The organism is Ructibacterium gallinarum (genome assembly GCF_014982785.1).
Lineage (GTDB): Bacteria > Bacillota > Clostridia > Monoglobales > Monoglobaceae > Ructibacterium > Ructibacterium gallinarum.
Genome location: NZ_JADCKB010000020.1, coordinates 1 through 25,835, shown reverse-complemented (window position 1 = coordinate 25,835; position 25,835 = coordinate 1). Strand labels below are relative to the sequence as shown.

Annotated in this window: 17 protein-coding genes and 1 tRNA gene; 16 read left to right on the top strand and 2 right to left on the bottom strand. The window is 44.6% G+C overall.

The window, feature by feature from the left end:
* Positions 1–7 precede the first annotated feature (7 nt).
* From INF28_RS09445 to INF28_RS09405, 9 genes are all read left to right on the top strand, one after another.
* The gene (locus tag INF28_RS09445; RefSeq protein WP_226393225.1) at positions 8–4,180 is read left to right on the top strand and encodes a hypothetical protein; all 4,173 of its coding nucleotides are present in this window, start codon (positions 8–10) and stop codon (positions 4,178–4,180) included.
* A 13-nt stretch (positions 4,181–4,193) separates the two neighbouring features.
* Positions 4,194–5,531 carry a LamG domain-containing protein gene (locus INF28_RS09440; RefSeq protein WP_226393224.1) on the top strand — a complete coding sequence of 446 codons (1,338 nt, stop codon included), beginning with the start codon at positions 4,194–4,196 and terminating at the stop codon, positions 5,529–5,531.
* Positions 5,532–5,558: 27 nt separating this feature from the next.
* Positions 5,559–7,610 carry a hypothetical protein gene (locus INF28_RS09435; RefSeq protein ID WP_226393223.1) on the top strand — a complete coding sequence of 684 codons (2,052 nt, stop codon included), beginning with the start codon at positions 5,559–5,561 and terminating at the stop codon, positions 7,608–7,610.
* An 82-nt stretch (positions 7,611–7,692) separates the two neighbouring features.
* Complete coding sequence (locus tag INF28_RS09430) at positions 7,693–9,303, top strand: S-layer homology domain-containing protein (RefSeq protein ID WP_226393222.1); 1,611 nt, start codon at positions 7,693–7,695, stop codon at positions 9,301–9,303.
* A 17-nt stretch (positions 9,304–9,320) separates the two neighbouring features.
* Positions 9,321–11,867 (top strand): hypothetical protein, encoded by a 2,547-nt coding sequence (locus INF28_RS09425; RefSeq protein WP_226393221.1) that lies wholly within the window; start codon positions 9,321–9,323, stop codon positions 11,865–11,867.
* A 1,376-nt stretch (positions 11,868–13,243) separates the two neighbouring features.
* A complete protein-coding gene (locus INF28_RS09420; protein WP_226393220.1) occupies positions 13,244–13,588 on the top strand; it encodes an HTH domain-containing protein in 345 nt (114 codons plus the stop codon).
* A 163-nt stretch (positions 13,589–13,751) separates the two neighbouring features.
* Positions 13,752–13,898: a hypothetical protein gene (locus INF28_RS09415; RefSeq protein ID WP_226393219.1), complete on the top strand. Its 147-nt coding sequence runs from the start codon at positions 13,752–13,754 to the stop codon at positions 13,896–13,898.
* Between the two features lie 275 nt (positions 13,899–14,173).
* Positions 14,174–14,404, top strand: coding sequence for a helix-turn-helix domain-containing protein (locus INF28_RS09410; RefSeq protein WP_226393218.1), 231 nt, complete (start codon positions 14,174–14,176; stop codon positions 14,402–14,404).
* A 91-nt stretch (positions 14,405–14,495) separates the two neighbouring features.
* On the top strand, positions 14,496–15,821 hold the full coding sequence (locus INF28_RS09405; RefSeq protein ID WP_226393217.1) for a tyrosine-type recombinase/integrase: 1,326 nt from the start codon (positions 14,496–14,498) through the stop codon (positions 15,819–15,821).
* Between the two features lie 63 nt (positions 15,822–15,884).
* On the opposite strand, the gene INF28_RS09400 is transcribed toward INF28_RS09405, so the two are convergent.
* A tRNA-Ser gene (locus INF28_RS09400) sits at positions 15,885–15,976 on the bottom strand.
* 388 nt (positions 15,977–16,364) lie between these two features.
* Between INF28_RS09400 and INF28_RS09395 the strand changes: the two genes are divergently transcribed.
* From INF28_RS09395 to INF28_RS09365, 7 genes are all read left to right on the top strand, one after another.
* On the top strand, positions 16,365–17,174 hold the full coding sequence (locus INF28_RS09395) for a vitamin B12 dependent-methionine synthase activation domain-containing protein (protein ID WP_226393216.1): 810 nt from the start codon (positions 16,365–16,367) through the stop codon (positions 17,172–17,174).
* Positions 17,164–19,518 (top strand): homocysteine S-methyltransferase family protein, encoded by a 2,355-nt coding sequence (locus INF28_RS09390; protein WP_226393215.1) that lies wholly within the window; start codon positions 17,164–17,166, stop codon positions 19,516–19,518. The genes INF28_RS09395 and INF28_RS09390 overlap by 11 nt, the downstream gene beginning before the upstream one ends.
* Positions 19,519–20,439, top strand: a complete 921-nt coding sequence (locus INF28_RS09385) for an RluA family pseudouridine synthase (RefSeq protein ID WP_226393214.1) — start codon at positions 19,519–19,521, stop codon at positions 20,437–20,439.
* A complete protein-coding gene (locus INF28_RS09380) occupies positions 20,436–21,095 on the top strand; it encodes an HAD family hydrolase (RefSeq protein WP_226393213.1) in 660 nt (219 codons plus the stop codon). Before INF28_RS09385 ends, INF28_RS09380 begins: the two co-directional genes overlap by 4 nt.
* Positions 21,096–21,109: 14 nt before the next feature.
* The gene (locus INF28_RS09375) at positions 21,110–24,337 is read left to right on the top strand and encodes a PD-(D/E)XK nuclease family protein (RefSeq protein WP_226393212.1); all 3,228 of its coding nucleotides are present in this window, start codon (positions 21,110–21,112) and stop codon (positions 24,335–24,337) included.
* Positions 24,338–24,353: 16 nt separating this feature from the next.
* Complete coding sequence (locus INF28_RS09370) at positions 24,354–25,148, top strand: ZIP family metal transporter (protein WP_226393248.1); 795 nt, start codon at positions 24,354–24,356, stop codon at positions 25,146–25,148.
* Positions 25,149–25,214: 66 nt separating this feature from the next.
* Positions 25,215–25,532, top strand: a complete 318-nt coding sequence (locus INF28_RS09365) for a hypothetical protein (RefSeq protein WP_226393211.1) — start codon at positions 25,215–25,217, stop codon at positions 25,530–25,532.
* Positions 25,533–25,536: 4 nt separating this feature from the next.
* Here the strand turns inward: INF28_RS09365 and INF28_RS09360 are convergent.
* A partial coding sequence (locus INF28_RS09360; RefSeq protein ID WP_226393210.1) for a hypothetical protein occupies positions 25,537–25,835 on the bottom strand: 299 nt, incomplete at its 5' end.

Below are 25,835 nucleotides of genomic sequence, written 5' to 3'. Positions count from 1 at the left end.
TATAATAATGTCAACCTGTATATGTTTAAGAAAAAACAGAATTTTATTACTTGGGCTGATTGTATTTGTAGTCATGTCATTGTTTGATACTGCCGCTAATGCGGCGGTATCGGACGATGTGACATTCCTGTTCAGACATGATTTTGATGACGCTGTCGATATCGAAAGACTTGGAATTACCGTTGCGGCAAAAGACAGCTTTATCGGATATGATTCGGATGGAATGAACGGAAAATGCATAAGAATGCGGCGCATATCCTCGGATTTATATATAGAAATCGATAAACCGACAAACGCTTCAAAGATTGTTGAGGATGGATATTTTAAATGGAACAACACCGACGGGTATGTCGGAGAGGTCAACTTGTTTGCTGTAAAATATTCCGATAATACCTATTCTGATTTTGTCAAGCTGAAATCAAACGGCAGCTTGGTTACGTATGACGGCATAACAATAGGAAATATCGGCAGCGATTTTGCGCATCTTGAGTGTGTTATAGATTTGGAAAAACAAACTTATGATGTGTACAAGGACGATGTCAGACTTACGAACGGCATACGGTTTAGTAACGGTTCGGCATTTTCAAAATGGCGGCTGTATATGTATAACAAAACCGGAACAGCTAATTTGTATATTGACAAGATTGCGCTGTACGAGGGCGAAAGAAAAGGCAACCTGACATATTCGTCGTACCCGTTTGCGGATAATAGCGTGGCGGTTGCACAGGCAAAGGGCGGTACAGCATTCCACACAATGAGCAAAAAAGCTCTTGTGTCAGGTAAAAGAGTTTCTGTCGAAAACAGTCCGTTTATCGATGATGAAGGCGTGTATTATATTCCGATTGAACTGCTGCAAAAGGGTTTTAATGCGGAAGTAACCGATAACGGCGAAAAAATATTGGTAAATCAAACCGCAGTCGGGTCTGTAAAGAAGGATAACATAACCTATTGTGAGATTTCATCGGCGGCAAAAGCGTTAAAGCTAAATTGGTTTGCAGATACAAGCGGCGCAGAACAAGGCTTTGGAATCATGGGAAAAGGGAGCTTTGACAGTTTTAAGGCTGACTCCCATGAGTACAGGGAATTATCAGGGTATCTTATTTTCGATCGTCCGAAAAGTGAAAAAATACTTGGTGATTTTGAAGACGGCGGAGCGGGACATCCAAGACTGCTTGTCAATAAATCGCAGATGAACCGGATATTGAACGAATGCAAATCAGGCGGCTGGAAGCATACATATGCGCAGCAGTTGCTAAATGAAGCTGATGGATATCTTGATTCAAAGCCGATATATGTCGGCAGGGTTGACGGTAGCGGGCTGGTATGTCCGGATATAGTAACAATTCATAACAGAACTATACCGCTTAGCTTTGCCTACCTTTACACAAAGGACGAAAAATACAAAAACCGGCTATGGGAAGATATGTGTGCCCTTGGGAATGCAGACAACTGGAATCCGGCACATTTTCTGGATACGGCAGGCGCAACCTATGGCATGGCGATAGCATATGACTGGCTTTATGACTACTGGAACGAAAATGAGCGGACAATGCTTGAAACATGGATTGTTTCAAAGGGGTTGGATTACGGATTGCAGGCAGCATACGGTGACTGGCCATATCAGATAAAGTGGCTTCAAAATATCGGTGAAGATGACAAGCTTCTCGGAAACTGGAATTTTGTATGCAACGGCGGTTTAAGTATGGGTGCGATTGCCGTTATGGATAAGTATCCGGAAAAAGCAAGCAAGGTATTGGAAACCGCGCTCAGGAGCATAGAGTATTCGCTTCCGGTATATGCGCCGGACGGCGGCTGGACGGAAGGCGTGTTATATTGGGGCTACGGCGGTTTTCCGCTTGTGTCAATGCTTGCAAGTCTTGAAGCCTCCGCCGGAACAAGCTACGGTTATGCCGATTATCCGCCGCTTTCGCATACTGCGGACTTTATGCAAGCGATGAAAGGCATTGACGGCTATTTCAATTTTGGCGACTGTGCAGATCACGAAATCAGCTCGGCGAATGTTTCGTGGCTGTCAAAGCGTTATTTGAACGACGATCATGCAGCGTTCAGACAAAATGAAATATTTAATGGTAATGCTGCGGTTTCATTTTTTGATTTGGCATATCTGCCGGCGGAAACGGTTGTTGCCGAAAATCAGCCGCTTGACAAATATTTCGTGGGTGTGGAAACAGGTATGATGCGCAGCGGCTTTAGCGAGGACGATTCGTATCTTGGCTATCATTGCGGCTCAAACCTTGATGGACATATGAATTACGATTCGGGGTGCTTTGTTTTTGACGCTTTGGGAACGCGCTGGATATGCGACTTGGGCAGGGACAATTACATTATACCAAATTACGGAGCCGGCACGGCGGAAAATCCGCCTACAGCATACCGCGTCCGCGCAGAGGGAAATAATGTGTATGTCATCAATCCGGATAAGTCCGCAGGACAGCAGCTTGAAACTACAAACCAGAGTCTGGCAGAAAAAAACAGCACATATGATGAAAGCTATGCAATTGTAGATATATCGGATTCATATGCAAATGCAGCCGATTCGGCAAAAAGAGGCTATGCCTTAACAGACAATAGAAAAACCGCGATTGTTTGTGATGAAATCACGCTTAAAAATAAAACGGAAGAAAATGAGTTTTATTCATTTTTCCATACACAAGCGGAGGTGCAGCTTTCCGGAAACACAGCTTATCTTAGAAGAAATGGAGAAACCGTTAAATTTGAGTTTATCTCAAATCAACCGCTTGAGCTGGTCGTTATGGATGCGTATCAGCTTGATACTTCTCCGGCGGCAGATGAAAGGCAATATTCAAATTCGGGCTACAGAAAGCTTGCCCTGCACGGAAGTGTAAAGGGTGATATAAACATAACTGTAAGGATAACGCCTGTTTCCTCAGAGTCCTCGGCTGAACCGATTGAATATATACCGCTTAATGAGTGGAAAAATCAATATTGTACAGAAATAATTGCCTCAAAATTTATATATGGCGATGCGGTGTATTTCCCAAAAAACATGACGGCGGATAAGCTTAAGAGTACGCTTGCGCCGGATAACGGCAATGCGTTAACGGTATATGATTTATCGGATAATGAGGTTGACGGCAGCATTGAAATACAGGACGGATTCAAAGTTGAAGAAAGACGCAGCGGCAATGCATCAACGATATATATTCTCAAAGAGTTGAAAAATTCTATGAGTTTTACAGAAAATTATGATTCCGTGTTGCGCAGCGGGTATGTTGATTTCTCGGATATTGTAACAGAGAATGAGGATGTGGCAATTTATTTTCCCGTCAATCAAAATGGTTCAATCTCTGAATTAAAGAATCAGTATCCGAATATAAAATGGGATTGGTTGAGCGCGTATTCGGTAACGCATGAAGACAACAGTGCAATATCTGTCAAAAAATCGGCTGAAGCAAGCTACCTTGAAATGAATGAGGTTTACAGACCACTGTATTTGAGGATTGCGGAAGAAACAAAATCTGTTAAGGGAAAGTATCTGATTATAGATTACGATTTTGTTTATAACGGAAAGACCTATGAATATGTTTACAATTCGAGCAGTGTGGGTTTAATGAGCTATAACGGTGTGGGACTTGCCAAAATAAGAGCTGCGGACAATATGCTCATTGCCGGTGATGATAAGGAATGCGGTTATATAGACAGCGGCACAGAGTTTCATCTTACCGGAATTGTGAATACGCAGGACAATACCTTTGACTTGTATAAGGACGGTACACGGCTTGCGACCGGTCTGCCTGTAGGCACAAGCGAAAACTTTCGGTACAGTCAGACATATTTGTATGGGGAATCGTACAAAAAACAAGGTAAGAGTCTTATTATCAAAAATATGGGAATATATCGCAGTGACAACGGAAAATACGGAGAATATAACGCTTGTGGGTTTGCTGAAAATGGAACGAAATATAATGTGGATATGCTTTGTATAACCGTTGTGCAGCCGGACTCGTCATTGATTTGCGCGCAATACGATATGGAAGATGTTTTGAAAAAATGCGAGATAAAAGAAATGCAGAAGGTGAATACGCCTGAAACTCCGAAGCAGTATTGCTGGAGTGTTGGAGGCGCAGAAGGAAGCAGTGAATACTTCTTGTGGAATATAAAAAAAATGCTGCCATTGACATACAGCATTAAAAAATGAGAGGAGGAGAAAAATGTACCACGATAAAATAGGAAACGGAAGTGAGTTTGTGAAAAAAGTGATAGCATTCTCTATAATGATTGCCATGATTCTTTCAATGCAAACGATAGCGCTTGCGGAAAACTCAGTGATTTTTTCAGAAAACTATAATGATCCCAATTACGCTTTGGATTGGGAGATGGTAAACGGAAAAAGCTACAAAGTAATGCCAAGCAGGTATTTCCCGGACATGCTCTACATGTCTGAATACCCCGCCAAAGCAGGTGGAACAGTTGATAACAGATGTCTGACTTTCAGCATGAATACAAAGAATATGAAGTTCTTTACCGAGTCAAGCGGAAGTGCGGACACCAATAATGTAAGGCTTCAGAAATCACTTGGCGGTGCCGTTAATTATGCTAAGGACGGAGCTGCCGCGCAAGCGGGAAACGCAGTGGTATATAAGTGGCAGATTATGTTTTCGGCATTTGATTCAATGCAGTTTACGCTTTGCGGCTACAAAGGCAATCAGCGTTTTGCCGTATTTGAGCCGGACGGTACACTTAAAAGCCAGGATGGCGCAGTCGGAACTTGGGAGCCGAATATTTGGTATAATATCGCAGCTGTATATGTATGTGGAAGCGGTAAATACGATTTATACATAAACGGCGATTTGGCGGCGGAGCAGGTGACAACCGCTGATGCAAATTCAACAACCGATGACCGGCTTTACTGTCAGGCCACAGTCAGTGCAAACACAGACTATGACAGTATTGTTCCGTGTAATGTTTATCTTGATAACATATCGGTCGAGTTATATGGCACAAGTGATGATGTTGTGATTCAAAAGCCGTCTGTTAATGCGGAGTATGTTTCCGGTACAAATATATTCTATAAAATGAATGAAGTAAAGACGGCGGCTGATTTAAGAGAGCGGCTAAGCGCTACTCTTTCATCTGACAGTACATTGATTATTAAGGATGAACAGGATCGGCCGGTGGGTGATGAAGAAAAGATTTCTAAGGTTGATGGTTTGTGGGAGGTAACAAAATCGGGCGTGTATGCCTTTAAGGTTATACCGCACTTAACGCTTGTGAATTCTAATCTCGATAAAGGTGATGGGAATGTGGAATTTACGGCAAGCTTGCGGAATAATTCCCGGTCATACGAAACCGCCGTGTTGCTGCTTGCCATGTATGACAGCAGCGGTGCAATGATTGCTGTTACAGCTGCAGAGTGCTCTGCTCCGCCGGGGGCAGAGGTTCCCGTTTCAATAACGCAAAGTCTTTTGGAAAATTGTGATAAAACAGATGTTTGGCTTATTAAGGGATTTGACAGCATAGCGGCTTACTCAAAGGTTATTCAATATTAAAAATATAACATGAGAGGAAGATGTTTTATGAAAAAAATTTGCGCTGTGTGTCTATTGTTAGTTATGTTGATTGGTTGTTTCGGAATAACCGGCTTTGCCGCGGGAACTGAACTGGTAAACGAAACATTTGACATTACCGACCTGACAGGCTGGGATGCTTTTATAGGGAAAGGCGGAAATTATGAGTCTCGTGATTTAAGCAAAATTCCCGGTTTTACTTCATTGGTTTCGGATGATATAGTTGGCAAAGGACTAAAAATTTCGGTTAACAAAGATATTTATAAATCGGTGATAAATAAAAGCGATTTTTATGACAATATCCGAGTAAGAAATAATAATATTACCAGTCTGGGGAATATATTTGAAAAAGGTGATGTTATTACCGTTGAATATCAGATAATGCTGTCTAAAAAAGATGGCATTACCGTTGATGTCAGTCCGCTTAACAGTTGGATGCTCATGCTTAAATTCAATGCAGACGGCAAGATTTATGCGAACAATGGAGCGTCAGCAATATCCGATTGGGAAGCCGGCAGAGTATATAATATAACATATTTATTTAATAACAAATTTGCTTCAAATGAGTTGGCAAATAACCAAAAAAATGAAGTGTCTGTATACATTGACGGAGAAAAGAAAGGAGATATATATTATCTTTGGGGTGCATTGCCGGCAAGTACAGATTCGCCGAATGACGACTATAATAGAATAGTATATTTTTTGCGCCCAACGGCGAATAATTACGAAGAGGTTGGTAGCTGCGACATCTATTTGGATAATGTGCGTGTTACAAGGTATTCAGCAGACGATACGGTTGATATAAAGAAACCGTCATTTAACGCTGATTATGCGTCTGACGGCAAGGTGTATTTCAACGGTAACAATCCGGTAACGGTTAACGAAGTTAAAAATACTCTTAATGCCGCAAGCACATCAACGGTTTTAATGCAAAAGGGTGGAAAAATTCTTAAGGACGAAGAATTTGTAACAGAGGGAACAAAGGTTTATGAAGTAACAGCGGGAAATGTTTTTGAATTTGATGCTGTTCCGGTAGTTAACAAAATGGAAAGAACGGATTCAACTGTAAACACTACCCTTATTACACACCCGAATTTCAGTAAAATGCTGACAGATTCCAATTTAGATAAGATAGAATTTCCGGTGAATGCAACTACCTCAAATAGCACACGGTTAGAAAATGTCAAATCGGTAAGTGAGTTGTATACCGGTACGGATTTTGGTTGGATGAATGATTATGTACTCAGCCAGGATGACGGAAGCACTCTTACGGTAGAAGAAATTGACGCTCAAAAGGCGGCTCTTAGGATTCGTAATAAGTTCCGCGAAGCGTATATTTCATTTAATAAAAATGAACAAACTGTAGATCCTGACAAAAAACTTGTTATTCAGGGAAGCTATATATACAACGCTTTACCTTACAAAAAGTCATGGGATGAACTTAACTCCAATACGCTTATGTCTTACAACGGTGAAGAACTCGTTTCTGTAATGCCGGACAAAAGAATTCAGATAAGCCCGTGGTTTGACAAAATTGATACGGATGTAAAGGTGAGTGACAACACGGAATTCACCGTTGCCGCTATTGTAGATATGAAAAATTGGACCTATGATGTTTATATAAACGGAAGTCCTGCGGCGAAAGATGTCGCAATAAACGGAGTCAACAATAAAAAGGAGTTTGGATATTCAAGAATTTGGCAGAGAGGTGAATCGGCAGGCGAAAATGACAAAAACGAAACATTCAAAGACCTTTATATAACCGATTTCTCGATTTATCAGCCCGACAGCGTTGCTTTGGCGGATATATCCGCGCTGACGCCCGGCACCGCTGCAGCGGCGCCTGTTAAAAAGCTTTCTATTTCTCTGTGGAAAGACACCGATTTGAACAATGTCAGACTTATAAAGTGTTACCGTACGGGAAATGAATTGAATTCCGTAACCCTGGAAAAGCTCGGCAGCAACGGAATTTATTCAGGATACATTATCGGGAATGAACCGGATGGAATATTCCTCTGGGATATGACGGATATCAAACCGTTAACGGACAGTATTAACTGATTACAAGAAGCAAGATTAAAGGCGAAACGCGCAGCATACCGCGGCACAATACCGCGGTATGCATGAAGAAAAGGAGAGTCAGATGAAAAAGATAGTTCAGTTTATTGTATTCTTGATTGTCATCACCATGACAGTGTGTGCGGAATACTCTGTGTCATATGATGAAAACTCATTTGATGTAACTGTAAACGGCCGACTTGACGGAATAAAGAATATATATGTAATTCAAAAGGACGATCCGATAGTTTCGTCCGGGAATATGCCGATATATATCAGGCAGTATGAATTTGAAAATGAAAATTCAAAAACTTTTAATATCGGAAAGAACCTTAAAAATTCTGTTGTATATGCAGTTTATGTTGATAATGACCTTGCGGGTGAATTTGTTTTTGTTGATATAACGGAGCGAAACAGCATTGCAAAAGAGAAGTTTTCTGCGGCGGCGGATGGAAATGACTTGTATTCCATCATAAATGATAACTATGGTAAAATGGGATATGCGCAAAATCCTGTATCGCAGAAGGCAGCAGCTATACTTTATACATTTATTCCTTTTGACGATGCGAAGGACTTTGATGCTAAACTAAAAAAGGCCAATGCTTTAGAATCCTTAAATAATGCAAAAAACAATGAAGAGGTAAAGCAAATTATAGAAGACAATGAAAAAATATTTGGGACGAATATCCAAAGCTTAATAAAAGCTATGACGGAAAAAGAAAGAGGTACTTTCCTTTCTTTGCTTGGAAAGACAAATTTCACAAAGCGCTCTTTTGAGGATGCGGCAGAGGAGTTTGAGGCAGTTGCGAAATGTGTTTCTTCAGAACATTGGACTCAGCTTTCGGATAATTTGAAAAAATATGCTGCAGTAATAAAAAAATATGAGTCGGCACATTCGTTTGATTTGTCTGCATATGATGATTCAAAGATAGAAAAAGTATGTGCAGAAATGATTAAATATCTTTCCGGCGCGGTCAATGCGGATGATATTGTTGATAAGTTCAAAAACAGCCTTAAAACCGTTGAGGGGGCAGGTAACCAGGGCGGTTCGACAAGACCTTCCGGCGGAAATGGCGGAGGCGGAAAAGGCGGCGGTTATGTAATTGATAAATCTTACAATAATGCAACCGATGTTGTTGACCCGGACCGGAATACGGATGACCGGAAGAAATTTTCTGATATGGGTGCATACGATTGGGCGGAAGAAAGCGTTTATGAATTGAATAAGAAAGGTATTATATCCGGAAAAACAGACGATTTGTATGAACCCGGAAGCAACATAACCCGCGCGGAGTTTTCAAAGCTGATATGTAAAATTTTCAATTTTGAAAACAGAAGCGGAAAATTTGCCGATGTTGCAGATGACTCGTGGTATGCGCCGTTTGTATATGCACTTTCATCAAATGGCGTTGTCAGCGGAGCCGATGGAAGATTCTATCCCGAAAATGATATAACGAGAGAGGATGCGGCAGTAATTCTCTACCGTGCATACAATGTTAAAGGAATAAATATCAGCGGGACTAAGTCGTTTGCGGATGATGATAGGGTTTCAGATTATGCAAAAGAGGCGGTTTCGGTTTTGGGAAATGAAAAAGTGATTGCGGGATTTGAGGACGGACGATTTTTGCCGCAGAATAATCTTACAAGGGCGGAGGCTGCAGTTCTGCTTTACAGAGTGTATCGTGAGATAAACTGAGGCTTGGAGGAGAGAGAATGAAAAAAATAATTTCCACAATTTTATCACTTGCAATTTGTTTTACCGTGTTTTATGCTCCGATAAGCGTTAAGGCAGCAGAAATCGAAAATAATGATGAATATGTTCAGATATTGGATGATTTCGGATACAATAATGTAAAGGTCAAGAATGCTGCGCAGCTTTCGAGAGTAGAGTTTATAAAAACACTTTCTATGTTTTTGGGATATACAAGTGACTATGCCATAGATTCGGATCCCTTTGAGGATTTGCATTATTATGATGACGGAGCAAGAGAGGCAGCTTATCTGAAGGGACTTGGGGTTATAAAAGGAGCCGGTGACAACAGGTTTAACGGAAATGAACCGATAACTATGACAGAGGCTTATATTTTTGCGGAGCGCGCTTTGGGATATCTTTATGTGTCAGCTGACAAAATTGGTTTTGGAAATCCAATCACATTGGCTGCAAACATCGGCCTTGACGATGGTATTAAATCAAATGACTCGGTTTTGGTAACATCTGCGACGGCAAAACGTCTTATATACAATATGATGACTGCGGACTGTTTGCAAATTGTGTCGATACAAGATAGCGAGGTTCAATATCAAAGTTCCGGAAAAACTCTGTTTGAAATTTATTATAAAGTAGTACCTGTAGAAGGGATTGTTACAAGAAACACCATAACGGATATAAATTCCCTTACCGGTACTTTAGATGACTTTAAGACAGAAATTGACGGTTATCTGTACGATGATCCGGATAGAAGGTCGCTTGATTTTATAGGGGAAAATGTAAAGGCATTTGTCAATACCGATAACGAACTTTTATACATTTATGAATATAATAATAAGATAATATCTTTAACCGAGGAAGATAAACCGGAGTATGATGATTTCAAAATCAGTTATATGACGGAAAATGGCAAGAAGCGCTCTTATAACCTTAGCAAATCGTATTCATACATATATAATGGTGTGACAAAAGCATTTGATAAAAATGATTTCAATTATGCTTGCGGAACCGTTACTCTTATAGATAATGACCGCGATAATGTTTACGATGTTTTGAAGGTTGATAAATATAATTATCTTATATCAAATGCGTCATCAGTGAAAGATAATGCGATATTTGACTATGAGCGCAAGAGTGTAATCAATTCATCCGGCGAAGCATATGTAATGTTACAGGCGTTTGATGGTAATGATTATACGCCATGTGTGATAACTGATATTGATAACGGTATGTTAATTCAGTATACAGAATCCGAGGATAAGCTTTTTTACAATATTATTGTCAGCAAGAATACGGTAAGCGGTACTTTACAAGAGCTTTCTGACGAATACATGACAGTAAATGAAATAAAGTATAAGCCTGCTGACGGATTTGTAGAAAAAAACAAAAATGTATTGGCTGTCGGAACACAGTATAAGTTTTATTTGAATAATCGTAATTTGATTGTTGATTTTGAGACAAATTTGTCATATGGTGCTTATGATTGGGGTTATTTAATCAATATAAGCCAAAAAAGCAGTTCTATGAATGATGAATTTAAGTGCAAAATACTGCAGTCAGATGGTACAATTAACATATTTGACCTGGCTGACAAAGTGACATTAGATGGTGAAAGACTCAAAAAGGATATAGCAAAGGATGCATTGCTTAAAGATATTGGAGTCAAACGGCAGCTTTTGCGATTTAAGCTGAACAGCACGAATCAAATTGCCGGAATCGATACAGCTGTTTCTGATACTTCTCTGTGGTTCTCCGGTGAGCTGAATGACGATAACAGAAATGTTAAGTTCTATAACAGAGAAAATGTATCTTACAATCCGAGTTGCGGCTTTGAAACACATAAATATATATTAGACAGTACAACAAAAGTTTTTCTGGTCCCGTCAGACATAGGTTTGTCATCTGAAAAGGCAGGTTACGATGATGAAGATTTTAAGGTGATTAGCACAAGCTGGTTCCAACAGATAGCGTATAACTATGATGTTTATAACATATCAAAAAATGGAATTCCGGAGGCGATTGTAGTATATAGTGATATAGACAGAACATTACGCGAGGATAGTCAGTATGCGGTGATATCTGATGTTTTAAGCGCCTTGGATAATGATGGAGAAACCAGGAAGCAGTACACATATTGGAATGACGGGAATTTCAAAACAGCATTTTTATCTGATAACTTATCAAATGAATATGAACCTGGAGATCTGGTAAAATTCGAGCTTGGTTCGGACGGAAAAATCGCCGCTGCAAAATTGATTTATGATCAATCAGCAGAAGCAAAGGCAAGTGATACTTCTGTAAGATTCAGAACATTTCTCGGCAATCCTCTTGTTCTTAACGAAAATACATTAAGGATGAATGTTGACGGTTCATTTATGTTCTTTGATTTATCACAAGCAAATTATGTGGTATATAATAATAGCAGGCAGATTGTAAAGACCGGTAACAAAGAGGATTTAATGAACATTGTCGGATTGGATGACACCGATAAGGTTCGTGTGGCAATAATCTATTTTAATTATAAGGTCACAGGGTGCATAATTTACGATTGATGAATTTTGTTTTATCTGAAAAGAATAGGCAAACGAGACTCGAACACGCATTGCCTGATGATGGATGTTTTTGCAATCTTTCATCTTGTTGGATTTGACAGGCTTGCCGTATTTTCAAGGTGGTTGACGCAATAACGGCGAAAATCTCTGTGTTAAACCAATACGGGTTCGGGTCTCGTTTGCCTAAGCCTTAGGTGTTTGACAGTGAAGACTATGGGGATAGCGAAAACTGTTGTGAAAATCAGAATGTGGTTAAAATCTTCAAATGTTGTATTACAGGGTGATTGACGGTGGTCGGTCACCCTTTTTCTTTAGAAGCAAAAGAAATCCATACTGTGATTATGAAACAAAGCCTTTCTTGTTATATATTACTGCAACCAATTAAATTTTTTGAATTATTTGATTGGAAAAACAAAAACGAGAAAATTCTAAACTTTCCAAAGTTATGAAAGCTTGATACCTTTGCCCTGTATTATAATGATAGGAAATGATGGCAAAGGCTGTGAGAGGTAATTTGGGCGTTTATGAACAGCGTAAAAGTATAAAATCGTTGCTTTCAAAGTGGAGTTTTACCACGGACATGAGGTTAAGTAACTTGCAATATTCACTCTAAATCAGCAAGAAGACATTGAAAAACAACTGCCTTTTCAATTATGGTTATATTTCGACAGCTTTTTCACTCCGGATATGATATAACATGAATATTAAATAAGTTTTATGACTTTTAACAAATAACAGTTTCATTTTATAATAAACGGAGAGTGCAAAAATACAAATAAAAATACGCTGTAAATACAAATCCAGATTACATTATATCCGGCATGGTTAGAACTTGTCGGATTTATTTTTGTCGATTTTTACAGCATTATATACTATCTCAATATATTTTATCAAAATAAGTAGAAAGTGGTGTCTGCGATGCAGCATTTGAAAACAAATCATATGACATTCAAAACTACATATACATAATTTTGGCGTGGCATACCTGCCCGCAAGACATATTCGTTGGGATATGCCGTGCGGTTTGGAGTGAGATTATGACAGGCAATAAGATTATTACCGTGCATAGCATACGACGAGGACGCAGAACACACCGAACAAAAAGAAAAGCTCCTAAACAATCGGACGACTATCACGACGGACATATTAAACACGCTGACCGTACAGCCAAATTTACCCGTGTTTTTCAAACGGGCAAGTTTGACTGTTTTTATTTTCTATGCCTTGTTAAACATAGCCGAGCTCCGCCACGCTCTTTTGTGCAATTTTAACGAAATTTACACGAAAGGGCGATTTTATGAAAATATTTTTTGAAAGTTACAATGGGCTTGTGACATTAGGTGCTACAATGAATTTCGGAAGGAGGTGTAACGGCTGTGACGGGTAAATTGTCTACCTTTGAAAGACGGATAGAAATCCTATTTTTTATAATAAGTTCAAAAAAAGTGACTTTGTCCGAATTATCAAAAAGGTATTCCGTACATAAAAACACGGTATATAACGATATTACCTTTTTAGGTCGTTACGCTCCCATCCGTGCAAAAAGCGGTGTAAACGGCGGAATATTCTTGATGGAGGATTATCACAACAGAGTTTTCCGGTATTTATCCTATGATGAAGAAAGAGTGCTTACTGAAATTATAGACACTCTCGACCAACCGGAGAAAAACATTGTGAGCAACATCATCAATAAGTTTTCAATGCCAAAAACCGCAATATAATTTTTTACAAAGAAAGCACGCAAGATAACGGCGGTGCAGTATAACGGCAAACAGATACATTCCGGTATGGACGAGCCAAGCGGCAGATACGCCAAGACGATAGTTTTTGCTTCTACTTCATCCTTCTTTCAATGATGAAAAATTATCCGAGCGAGAAATATCAATGCCGCAGAGCAAGGCAGCTACCTTGCAGGCGATGACTTTATATCGGGACAATGATACTTCTGCCCAGCCACAGTCCGAGCGGATAACAATTCAGGGCTCCCACAAAAGCATAGCTTTTGTGGGAAAAGAGAGCAATCGCCGATAAGCGATGCTTTTGCCGACAGGCAAAACGAGCCTAAAGGCGAATTGTGAACGCCGTCGCAGGCAATGGGGGCAGCTCGGCTAGAAAAGCGGAGAGGTGAAATTCCTATGGCGTGTTCTTGCAAAACACCGTCTGAAATTGCTTCAAAACAAAGAAAATAAGTTGTACCCGTCTTTCGGGACGGGTACGGCTTAACTTTGATATTAGAAATTAAGGCATTTTATAAGTGCTTTAATTTGTGATATTAAAGCAATGATTTTATGAAGGAGGTTATCGCTATGCTGCCCGAAACAGTAAAACGCAAGGAATATATGAATATGCTGAAAAATTATCCAGATGTGCTGAAAATTAAAGATATGTGCGAAGTTCTCGGCGGTATAAGTGCAAAAACAGGATATAAATTACTTCGTGAAAACAAAATCGAAAGTATAAAAGTCGGTCGAGAGTATTGTATAACAAAAATCAGTGTAGTTGATTTCTTGATGAGAAAAAATAAAACAACATCGTGATTTTTTGCGTTTGGTACCTATTGTTGATATAATAGTAATGTCAATGATAGGTGTTTGTTTTTTCTCTCAAAAAACAAAGGAGGTCTAAAAATTGAGTAAAAATGTAACAGGAACTATACGAGAGAAAAAAGGACTATACTATGCAGTCATAAACTATTATGGAGAAAACGAGGAAAGGAAGCAGAAGTGGTTTCCGACAAAACTCCCCGTGCGTGGCAATAAGAAAAAAGCAGAGGCAATTCTCAAACAGGTTTTATGTGAGTTTGAAATACCGATAAGCAAAGGCGAGAAGGTTAATCTTTGTGTAAATCAAAAAATACAGATTGAGAACACAGGAGATGCCGCCGTAGTAAATGTTAAAAGCGTTATTTCGACAAAAGTGGCAGAGGATATGAGTTTAGATGATTTTCCGAAAGACCAAGTGCAGTTTTTATTGTTTTCGGATTATCTGAAAAAATATGTGCCTTTAACGCTCAAAAGGAAAAAGAAAATCGAAGCGACAACTTATTCAGCTTATGTTGGAAACATAAATAATCCGATAGCTCCTTATTTCGAGGAAAAAGGAATAACACTCGGCGAACTTACCGCCGAGGATATTCAAGATTTTTATGATGTTCAGCTTGAGCGTGTAACGGCAAATACGGTAATTCATTATCACGCAATTATAAGACTTGCGTTGTGCTATGCGAGGAAAATGGGATATATTAAAGAAAATCCCATTGAAGAAGTTGACAAGCCGGAGAAGAATCAATTTGTCGGAAAGTTTTATAACAGCAGCGAATTGAGCGAGGCAATAAGACTGACAAAGAACACAAAATTGGAATTGCCTGTAATTTTCGGAGGCTTTTACGGACTTCGCAGAAGTGAAATCGTGGGACTTCGCTGGTCTGCAATAGACTTTGACAACAATGTTTTCTATGTTAATCACACGGTTACTACGCCGAATATTGACGGCAAAAAGACTATTGTTGCAAAAGACAGGGCAAAAACAAAATCAAGTTTAAGAGCTTTGCCGCTCAATACGGACTTAAAGGACAGACTGCTTGAAATAAAAAAACAGCAGGAGATGTATCAAAAGAAGTTTAAGCGGTCATACGATAAAAAATGGCTTGATTATGTAATGGTAGATGAGCTTGGAGGGTTGATATTACCAGATTATATTACACCGGCGTGGAAACGGCTTTTAGAGAAGAATAATATGCGTGTGATTCGTTTTCACGATTTAAGACATACTTGTGCGTCGCTTCTATTGAACAAGGGCAAGTACGACGGAATAACTCTGAAAGATATTCAAGTATGGCTTGGTCATAGTGATTTTTCAACGACAGCGAATACATACTCACATCTTGATGCAACATCGAAGGTATCGTCGCTCAGCGCATTATCAGGAGCCGTAAGCCTTGCAGGGTGTCCGTGAGGGAACTTTTTGAGGGAACTCATAAAAAAACAAGGTTTTTGCTCTGGGCAAAAACCTTGTAATTGGCGGACGGGGTGGGATTCGAACCCACGTGCCGGAGTTACCGACAAACTGATTTCGAGTCAGCCCCGTTATGACCACTTCGATACCCGTCCTTATATATTTTAGCAGTTTGAAAAAGCTCGTAAAAATGAGGGAACTTTTTGAGGGAACTGCGAAAATAGCAATATTAAATTTTTCAAAAAACCCTTTATTTATGCGGTGTTCAGCCGATAAATGTTCTTAATACATCACTGGATTTCGAGTCAGTCCCGTTATGACCACTTCGATACCACTCCAAATATGAAATTTTGAAAACAGCGTTGTTTGCAGGCGGCTGAACCCGGCCTGAAACGGCGTTTTTTTCTGCCTGTATGGCAACTGTTAAAGTATAGCACAACAGAGATTAAATTTCAAGTGTTTTCCGGAAAATAATTTTTAATCCAAACTAATCCAACTTACTGTAGCAGAGAAAGAAGGAATTCTCTGTCAGACAAATTTCGTTTGGAAGGCAATAGTTATAGTATGTCTGCGGCAGGACGGAAGGGGTTTGACAAACGAGCGGAGATAACATATAATGAAACCAGTTATTTTCTGAAAAACGGCATGTCCGAAAGAAAGGATCGATTTATGGATATTACTCTTGACAGACAGGAGATTCTGCGGTATTTGGGATACCGGGGACAGATGATAGACAACCGCACCCAAAAGGAGCTGGATGGCTGTATGCAGGAACTGCTTGAGACGGCAAAGCCCCGGTATTGCTACCGTATTTTTGAGGTGCGGCAGGATTTGGAAAAGGAAGAGATTGTCCTGCCACAGTGCGATCTTCGGCTTTTGGGCCGGGATATTTATGAGCATCTGCGGGGGAGCCGCAAGTGTGCGGTTATGGCGGCCACCTTGGGGATTGAGGCGGACAACCTCATCCGGATCAGCGAAGCGGAATCCATGACCCGGGCGGTGATTTTGGACGCCTGTGCCGCAGACATGATCGAAAAGGTCTGCGATATGGCGGAAGCGGAGATTGGGGCGCTGGCGGCGGCCGAGGGCTGCGGGCTCACATCCCGGTACAGTCCCGGGTATGGGGATTTTCCCTTGTCGGTGCAGGAGAGCATCAGCAGAATTTTGGATACTGGGCGACAGATCGGGCTGACTGTGACCGAAAACCAGTTGATGATCCCGCGGAAGTCGGTGACGGCGCTGATAGGGTTTAGCCTGCGGCCGGGGTTGAAAAAGAAGGGCAGCCGCTGTGCGGTCTGCTCCATGCGCGGCCGGTGCAAATTTCGGAAGGAGGGGACCTACTGTGGACGTTAGAAAAGCGCTTGCAGAAAAAATATTATTGTTTGACGGAGCCATGGGAACCATGCTCCAGGCGGCGGGGCTTCCAGCGGGGGGACTGCCGGAGATTTATAACCTGACCCATCCGGAGATTGTGCTTGGAATTCATAAGGACTACGTGGCGGCCGGATGCGACGTGGTGACTTCCAATACCTTTCAGGCAGGAGAGCTGAAGCTGGCCGGAAGCGGCTATACGCCGGAAGAAGTGATTGCGGCCGGGGTAAGGCTGGCCAAAGAGAGCGGGGCAAAATACACGGCTCTTGACATCGGCCCGCTGGGACAGCTGATGAAGCCCATGGGCACTCTGTCCTTTGAGGACGCCTATGCCATGTTCCGGCGGCAGATAGAGGCCGGAGCGGCAGCCGGGGCAGATCTGATTTTGTTTGAGACCATGTCAGACCTTTTAGAGGTCAAGGCAGGCGTGCTGGCGGCCAAGGAATGCTGTGACCTGCCGGTGTTTGTCACCATGACCTATCAGCAGGACGGCCGCACTTTTGTGGGATGCAGTCCGGAATGTGCGGCGCTGACCCTTTCTGGGCTAGGAGTGAATGCCCTGGGCGTCAACTGTTCTTTGGGGCCGGAGGAGCTAATGCCTGTGGTGGAAACCCTTCTTGAATGGTCTAGAGTTCCAGTTATGGTACAACCTAATGCAGGTTTGCCAAAGATGAAGGATGGCAAAACGGTTTATGATATTTCCACAGAGGAATTTGCGAATTTGACGTCAGCTTTTGCGGCCAAAGGGGCGGCGGTGCTTGGTGGATGCTGTGGCACTACCCCTGCGTTTCTTTCCGCTTTGCGGAAAAAGATAGACGGTATGGATCGTGTTCTGCCGAAGCAGAAGCCAATCACGGCAGTTTGTTCCGGAACCCGGACGGCGGTGCTGGACGGCGGGGTCAGCGTGATCGGAGAGCGGATCAACCCCACCGGGAAAAAACGGCTGAAAGAGAAACTGCGAGAGCAGGATTTTGACTATATTGCTGGCGAGGCCATCAGTCAGAAACAGCACGGTGCGGATATTCTGGATGTGAACTGCGGCCTGCCGGAAATTGATGAGGCAGCGGTTTTGTGCCGGGCTGTGGAGGAGGTACAAGCGGTTACTGACCTGCCCCTGCAGATCGACAGCTCCGATCCAGAGGCCATCGCCCAGGCGGTACGGCGGTATAACGGAAAACCCATTATTAACTCGGTCAGCGGCAAGGCGGAGAGCCTCCAGACCATTTTGCCCATTGCGGCCAAGTACGGGGCTATGGTGGTTGGACTGACCCTAGACGAGACCGGGATTCCGGAGACAGCGGAGAAGCGGTATGAAATTGCGCAGCGGATTGTCCGGGAGGCAGAAAAATACGGAGTACCCCGTCAGGATATTTTGATCGACTGCCTGGTGCTGACCGCCTCAGCCCAGCAGGAGTTGGTTATGGAGACACTGCGGGCTATTCAGTTGGTCAAGGCGGGACTGGGGGTCAAGACGGTGCTCGGTGTCAGTAATGTGTCTTTTGGTTTGCCCAGTCGCCCGGTGCTCAACAGCGTGTTTTTGGCGGCGGGCTTCGGTGCAGGACTGGATGCGGCTATTGTTAACCCTCTTTCAGAGGAGATCATGCAGACGGTGCGGGCGTTTCGGGTACTGAATGCCCAAGATAAGGATGCGGCAGCATATATTGCAAATGCATCGGTTGAGGAAAAGCCGGTGGTTAAGGCGGAAACGCGCACCTTAAGTGACAGTATTATGGAGGGCAGAGCTGAGGAGACTGCAGCTGGAACCCGGAAGCTTTTGGAAACCACGGCTCCCATGGAGATTATAGATCAATGGTTTATTCCAGCCCTCGATAAGGTAGGAGAGCAGTATGAACAGGGGCAGCTGTTTCTGCCCCAACTGATCCGCGCGGCGGAGGCGGTTAAAAGTGGATTTGAGGTGCTTCGGGCCGCTATGCCTGAAGGTGGTGCGGATAAGGGAACGATTGTAGTGGCAACGGTGGAAGGTGATATCCATGATATTGGAAAGAACATCGCCAAAATGCTGCTGCAAAACTATGGCTACCGGGTGATTGATCTGGGTAAGGACGTGCCAGTGGAAAAGGTGGTGCAGGCGGCCATGGAGAGTGGCGCGCCGCTGATAGGACTTTCTGCCTTGATGACCACCACAGTAACCAGTATGCGGGATACCATTACTGCATTGCGGAAAGCGGGATGTACCGCCAAAATTATGGCTGGTGGCGCGGTGCTCAATGAAGAATACATCCAGTACGTGGGTGCGGATTATTATGCCCGTGACGCTCGAATTGGGGTGCAGATTGCCGCCCAGGTGTTTGGAGGACAGCAGTAGATGAAAAAGTTTGTGGTGGGCCGGAATGATGTCGGGCAGCGGCTGGATCGGTTTTTGGAAAAGCTGATGCCCGGGGTGCCCCGGGGGGAGATTTACCGATCGCTGCGGAAGAAAAAGGTAAAAATAAATCAAAAACGGATAACTGCCCCGGATCTAAGGCTTAAGGAGGGGGATGTGGCAGAGCTGTATATCAGCGATAGCCTGTTCCCGGAGTTAGAGCAGCCTTTTTGGATGGGATTGCGGCCGGAGGTGACAGCGGTTTATGAGGATGCGCATATCCTGATTTTGAACAAGCCGTCGGGGCTTATCTGCCAAGCGGAAGCGGAACCTTCCCTGGAAGGGTATATGCGGGCCTACCTTTGGAAGAAAGGGGAGTTTGACCCAGCAAAAGAGCATGGGTTTTTGCCCTCTCTCTGTCACAGAATCGACCGGAACACGGCGGGGCTGGTGATTGGGGCCAAGGACGCGGAAAGTTTGCGGATCCTGAACGAAAAGATACGGCGGCGAGAGATAAAAAAATTTTATCTATGCGAGACCGAGACGCCGCCCCGACCGGCGGAGGGAGTGCTCTCTGGCTGGCTTTGCCGCGATGAGAAAAGACGGAAAATGGTTCCGGCAAGGGAAGATGACCCCGATGCGGTGCGGTATGAGACTCGCTATCGGGTACTGCGAATGTCCCGGCCCGCGCTGGTAGAGGCGGAGCTGATGACTGGCAGGACTCACCAGATCCGTGCTGGGTTTGCAGCTGCGGGGTATCCTTTGGCAGGGGATGTGAAATACGGAGCAAAAAAAGACGGCACGCGGCGATATCAGCATCTGGCGGCGTATAAGATTGTGTTTGCATTTACCAGCGACAGTGGAATTTTGGAATATTTGACCGAAAAGGAAATTGCCCTTTCGACGGAGGAGGCAGGATTTTGAAAAAGATAGAAGCGGTTATTTTTGATATGGACGGGGTGCTGGTGGATTCGGAACCAGTGATCATGCGCGCGGCAACAGAAGCATTGGCGGAAGAAGGGATCCCGGCGGGATATGAAACTTTCCGGCCTTATATTGGTGCGGGTGAGGAGCATTTCATTTTGGATCCTGGCAGGCAGGCGGGTAAGGAGGAGAAAATCCATGCCATGATGGCACGGATGTATGAACTTTATGCTAAGTATGCTAAAATAGATTTAAAGGTATATCCCTCGGCGGTGCAAGTTATTACCCAGCTACGCCAAAGGGGTTTGCATCTGGCGCTGGTGAGCAGTTCCCAGCGGCAGAAATTGTTGGTTTCACTGGAGGCAGCGGGAATTGATGCAAAGCAGTTTGATCTGATTTTATCCGGCAGTGAGGTCACAAAGAAAAAACCGGATCCGGAGCCGTACCGTCTTGCAGGGGAGCGACTGGGTGTTCTGCCTAAGTGTTGTCTGGTGATTGAGGACGCACTCAGCGGTATTGCCGCGGCAAAAGGAGCAGGAATGCAGTGTGCCGCAGTTACCACATCTTTTTCGGCATCGGAACTGATGGCTGCAGGAGCAGATGCGGTGATGGAAGATATTATGGAAATTTTGGATATACTGAATGAAAAGGAATGAGAAAGGAGCCTGCTATGCTGGAATTGATGCTTGGACCATCCGGTGCTGGCAAGACACAGATGGTGTATGAGGAAATCGCACAGCGGCTGGAGCGGAATAAGATGTCTTGGATTCTGGTACCGGAACAGTTTTCCCTGTTTACAGAAAAGGAAGTACTTCGGCAATTTGGTTTGCCAGCGCAGACCCGGGTAAAGGTGATTAGTTTTTCCCGGCTGTGCAATATGGTATTTCATCGGCTGGGGCCGCTGCGGATGCGGTATATTGACGGCGCAGGCAGGCAGCTGATTGCTTCACGAACCTTACAACTGCTGGAAGGAAAGTTAAAAGTCATGAGCAGGAATGCAAGGCAGAAGGGCTTTTCCAAGGTTCTTGCCGAAACAGTGTCCGAGTGCAAGAGGTATGGGGTTTCGCCCCAGACCTTGCGGTTTGCGGCGTCCCAGATGGAAAGTGAAGAACTGGCCGATAAACTGGAGGATCTGGCGCTGTTGTATGAGACCTATCATGGATTGATTGAGGAGCAGAGCGCAGATGCAGAAGATAATTTAACACTGATTTGCCCTCGGCTTAAGGATTGTGATTTTCTTGAAGGAAAGCTGTATATCCGGTATTTTCGTTCTTTTACCCCAGTGGAATACCGGGCCATTGGAGGATTGCTCCACCGGATGGATCTTTGTGTTGTATTAGACTACAGTAGTGAGAATGAATATAGAAGCTTGTTTCAGCCGGTGGCAAATACAATTCGCCGCCTGCGGGAGACAGCTGAGCAGGAGGAAATTGAAGAAAAACCGGTGCGTATTCTGGATGAGCCGGCGCCGGAGGGACCGCTGACGTATCTGCGGAGGTATTATTTTGCCCCTTGGGCGAAGACTGCGGAGGGTGTTGACGCAGTGGGAATTTATGAATCCCAGACCCGTTACCGGGAGACCGAGGCGGCGGCGGATCTGGTTCTGCGGCTGTGCCGGACAGAGGGGTACCGGTTTCGGGATATTTTAGTTTTAACCCGAGATGAGGGTGGCTATGATCGAATCCTGCCGGCGGTGTTTGCGCGGCGGGGAATCCGAGTGTTTTTGGATGTCCGGCGCAGCATTGCGGCAAAGCCTATGATCCGTCTGCTTGGCGGTATTTTGGATATTCTGGCCTATGGCTATTCCTATGAGCGGGTGATGGCCATTGCGGGAGCGGAGTTGATGGATCTTCCCCGATTGGAAGTAGACGAACTGGAAAATTATATCTTGGCGGCGGCGCCTTCCCATGCTATGTGGAACGCGGAGGCTTGGGACTATATGCCCGGCCGGGGCGACTTTGATTTAGATCGGATCAACCATGCCCGGAATGTATTGCTGTCCGGCGTGCGGTATATGGAAGAGAAGATCAGCGGCACAAAAACTGGCGGCGAAATCAGCACTGCTTTACTTGACTGGATTAGGGAAAGCGGGCTTGACTGCCGGGTGGAACAAAAAATGTCTGTGCTGCTGCAGGCGGGTCGTCAAGAGGAGGCTGAGGAATACCGTCAGGTGTATCAGGCGGCAGAATCCATTTTGGCGCAGCTTTCTGCGGTGATGAAGGATACCCCTTTGTCTTACCGGGGGTTTGCGGAGTTGTTTCACGAGGCCTGCGGGGGGGTGGAGGTTGGAATGATTCCACAGACGCTGGACTGTGTTACCTTCAGCCGAATTGACCGGTTTCGCAGCAGCGGAGCAAAAGCTGTACTGGTGTTGGGTATGAATGAAGGCGTTTTCCCAAAAGGGCATATGACGGAAGGCCTGCTGTCCGATACAGAGCGGATGCAGATGAAAAAGATGGGAATTGAACTTGCTCCCGGGCGGGAGGCCAAACGCCGGGAAGAACAATTGCTCATTTATGCGGTGCTGGCGGCGCCCAGAGAAAAACTATTTTTCTTTCGGTATACCATGAATGAAAAAGGGGAGGCCATTGCGCCTTCTGGGATTTTAAAACGGGTGCAGGAACTTTTGTCCGATGTACAGCCGGTACAGTTAGACGGAGAGCTTCTGGCTGGTACCGAAGGTTGTGCGGGAGCTTTTGACCTTTTGGCAGCGGCGTTAGCGGAATACGGCGGGCGGGCAGAACTGTTGCCTGGACCGTTAAAAGAACTGCATCATTGGTTTTCCCGGCAGGAAGAATACAAGCAAAAGCTGGAACATCTCCATCATGCCATCACATCGGCTTTGCCGGAACGGCTGACACCGGAAATGACAGAGAAGCTCTATGGCAGGCCGCTGATGCTCAGTGCGTCTCAGCTGGAGACCTATAATGGCTGTGCGTTTCGTTATTTTCTCACGTATGGGCTGCTATTAAGAGAAAGAGAGCATGCCGGAGCAGAACCCCGGAGTATGGGGAGTGTCCAGCATGCAGCGCTTTACCGGTATTTCACTGAGTTAAAACAGAGCGAGGCGGAATTTTCCGCCATCAGCCAGGAGGAATGTTTTGCCCGGGTTGGAGAAGCCGTGGAGGAAGAAGCCAAAAAAAACGCGGAATTGCTGTATGAATCTTCGGCGTACTATCAGTATATCGTCATGCAGATGAAGGGGATTGCTGCTCGGACGGCGTGGGAAGTGGTAAAATTTTATCGTTCCAGTGCGTTCCGGCCCTATGGCTATGAGCTGAAGATCGGCACTGGCGGTCCTGTCCCTGCTTTGACAGTGGAGGGTGAGACAAATCAGACAATAGCGCGGGTTCGGGGGCTGATTGATAGGGTAGATACCTGTCCGGCGGAAGATGGAACATGGGTCAGCGTAATCGATTATAAATCCTCGGCCAAAAATTTGGAGATTGAATTAGTAAAGGATGGCATTACGTTGCAGCCATTGTTGTATACCGATGCGGTCTGTCGGAGTATTCCGGGCGCGGTTCCCGCAGCTATGGTCTATATGCAGATGAACGATCCTATTTTGGATGAGAGCAAGGCCGGAAAGAATCCGGACAAGGAACGGAACAAGCAGATGCAGCCCCGGGGATGGATTGTAAATGATGCAGAAGTGATCAGCGCTTATAGCCGTAATGTGGACGGAAAGCAGGAAAGTTATTTACCCTCTGGCAAAACAGCTATGATTACCCGTCAGGAAATTGAGGAGCGGATCGAAATGGCCAATGCGAACATAAAAAAAGCCGCCGCGTCCATTGCGGGCGGAGAAATTGGTGCCCATCCTTATCAAAGTGGAAAGCACGACGCGTGTGCCTATTGTATGTACAGCGGTATTTGCCGGACGGAAAAGAAGAAATAAAAAGGAGGAATTTGTTATGAAAGAAGCGCTTATCTGGGCTGCGGGCGGCACCGGATTTACCTTTTTGATGTCGGTGCTGGGCGCGTCCCTGGTATTTTTTTTCAAGAACCGGGTCAGCACGACTTTTCACCGGGTATTTTTGGGGTTTGCGGCCGGGGTGATGACGGCGGCGTCGGTCTTTGGCCTTTTGGTTCCCGCCATGGACGAGACCCAGGCGGCCGGTGGTATTGGCTGGATTCCGGCGGCTGGCGGCGTGGTGCTGGGCATTGCGTTTTTGATGGTGATGGACGGACTTTTGCCTCACCTGCACCTGGGCGAAAGCCAGCCGGAGGGAATGCGGTCGTCCTGGAAACGGACCACCCTTTTGGTATCGGCGGTGACCCTTCATAACATTCCGGAGGGAATGGCGGTGGGGTTGTCCTTTGCGCTGGCGGCTCAGCACGGGGCAGAGGCGGGCGTCTTTGTCGGGGCGGCGGCGCTGGCGTTGGGAATTGGGATCCAGAATTTCCCTGAGGGGGCGGCGGTCTCGCTGCCTCTGCGGCAGGAGGGCTTTTCCAGAGTGAAAGCCTTTCTCTACGGCGGCCTGTCCGGGATCGTAGAGCCGATCTTTGGCATTCTGGTGGTGCTGGCGGCGGATCTGATCCGGCCGGCCATGCCGTGGCTGCTCAGCTTTGCGGCAGGATCCATGCTCTATGTGGTGGTAGAAGAACTGATTCCGGAGGCACACCTGGGAGAACATACCCATGCGGGCACCCTTGGGGTCATGGCAGGGTTTTTGGTGATGATGATTTTGGACGTTGCCTTGGGATAAAAAGAACGGGGACAAACCGCAGCTGGCTATTTTACAGTTTGTCCCCGTTTTCTAATTTTCAGAAGAATGCACAGCTGTGCGATCAAAAGTGCGGTGCTTGCGGTCACGGCCATGCCGCAGAGACTTCCTGCAATTGAAAGAATGGGATCGCTGTGCAGCAGGCCGAAAAATACATACATAGAGCCAGTGTCGCCGCCGTCAGGAAGTAGAAGGAAGGACAAAAGATTGCTGATCCAGGAAAAACAGAAAGAAGCTTCAAAGAAGGGGCTTCTTCCATTTATCTGGCAGAAAAAATTTCAATCAGCAGAAAAACCAGGCTATACAGGAACGGCAGATCCAGCAGTATTAAAAAATTCGGATCAATGGGAAGGTAATATTTTCTAATGGTCTAAATATTGTCACGGCCAACAATTTTGACGGCGATCATCTTATGAGACAAAAGCTTTTTGATCGTAGAATTTAGGGTATCATTTTGGTTGCGGGAAAAGGTCTTTTTTTTAAATTTGTTTGTGCCGACGAGCTGGATCCTTCGGCCGCAGGGCTCCCGCAAAGCCGTTGGTTTTGTGGGAAAGAGGAGGAGCAGCAGGCGATAAAGCGAAGAAAAAACAGCTCCCGGGATCTTCGGGCGCAGGGCTCCTGAAAAGTGACGGCCGGTGGCCGCACTTTTTGGGAAAAAGGAGGAACGAC

Excerpts from the sequence above, each read along its gene's own strand:
- INF28_RS09435 (WP_226393223.1), top strand. The coding sequence starts at position 5,559 with ATGAAAAAAATTTGCGCTGTGTGTCTATTGTTAGTTATGTTGATTGGT.
- INF28_RS09445 (WP_226393225.1), top strand. The coding sequence starts at position 8 with ATGTCAACCTGTATATGTTTAAGAAAAAACAGAATTTTATTACTTGGG.
- INF28_RS09365 (WP_226393211.1), top strand. The coding sequence starts at position 25,215 with ATGCACAGCTGTGCGATCAAAAGTGCGGTGCTTGCGGTCACGGCCATG.
- INF28_RS09375 (WP_226393212.1), top strand. The coding sequence starts at position 21,110 with ATGCTGGAATTGATGCTTGGACCATCCGGTGCTGGCAAGACACAGATG.
- INF28_RS09370 (WP_226393248.1), top strand. The coding sequence starts at position 24,354 with ATGAAAGAAGCGCTTATCTGGGCTGCGGGCGGCACCGGATTTACCTTT.
- INF28_RS09415 (WP_226393219.1), top strand. The coding sequence starts at position 13,752 with ATGCCGCAGAGCAAGGCAGCTACCTTGCAGGCGATGACTTTATATCGG.
- INF28_RS09430 (WP_226393222.1), top strand. The coding sequence starts at position 7,693 with ATGAAAAAGATAGTTCAGTTTATTGTATTCTTGATTGTCATCACCATG.
- INF28_RS09385 (WP_226393214.1), top strand. The coding sequence starts at position 19,519 with ATGAAAAAGTTTGTGGTGGGCCGGAATGATGTCGGGCAGCGGCTGGAT.
- INF28_RS09440 (WP_226393224.1), top strand. The coding sequence starts at position 4,194 with ATGTACCACGATAAAATAGGAAACGGAAGTGAGTTTGTGAAAAAAGTG.
- INF28_RS09410 (WP_226393218.1), top strand. The coding sequence starts at position 14,174 with ATGCTGCCCGAAACAGTAAAACGCAAGGAATATATGAATATGCTGAAA.
- INF28_RS09425 (WP_226393221.1), top strand. The coding sequence starts at position 9,321 with ATGAAAAAAATAATTTCCACAATTTTATCACTTGCAATTTGTTTTACC.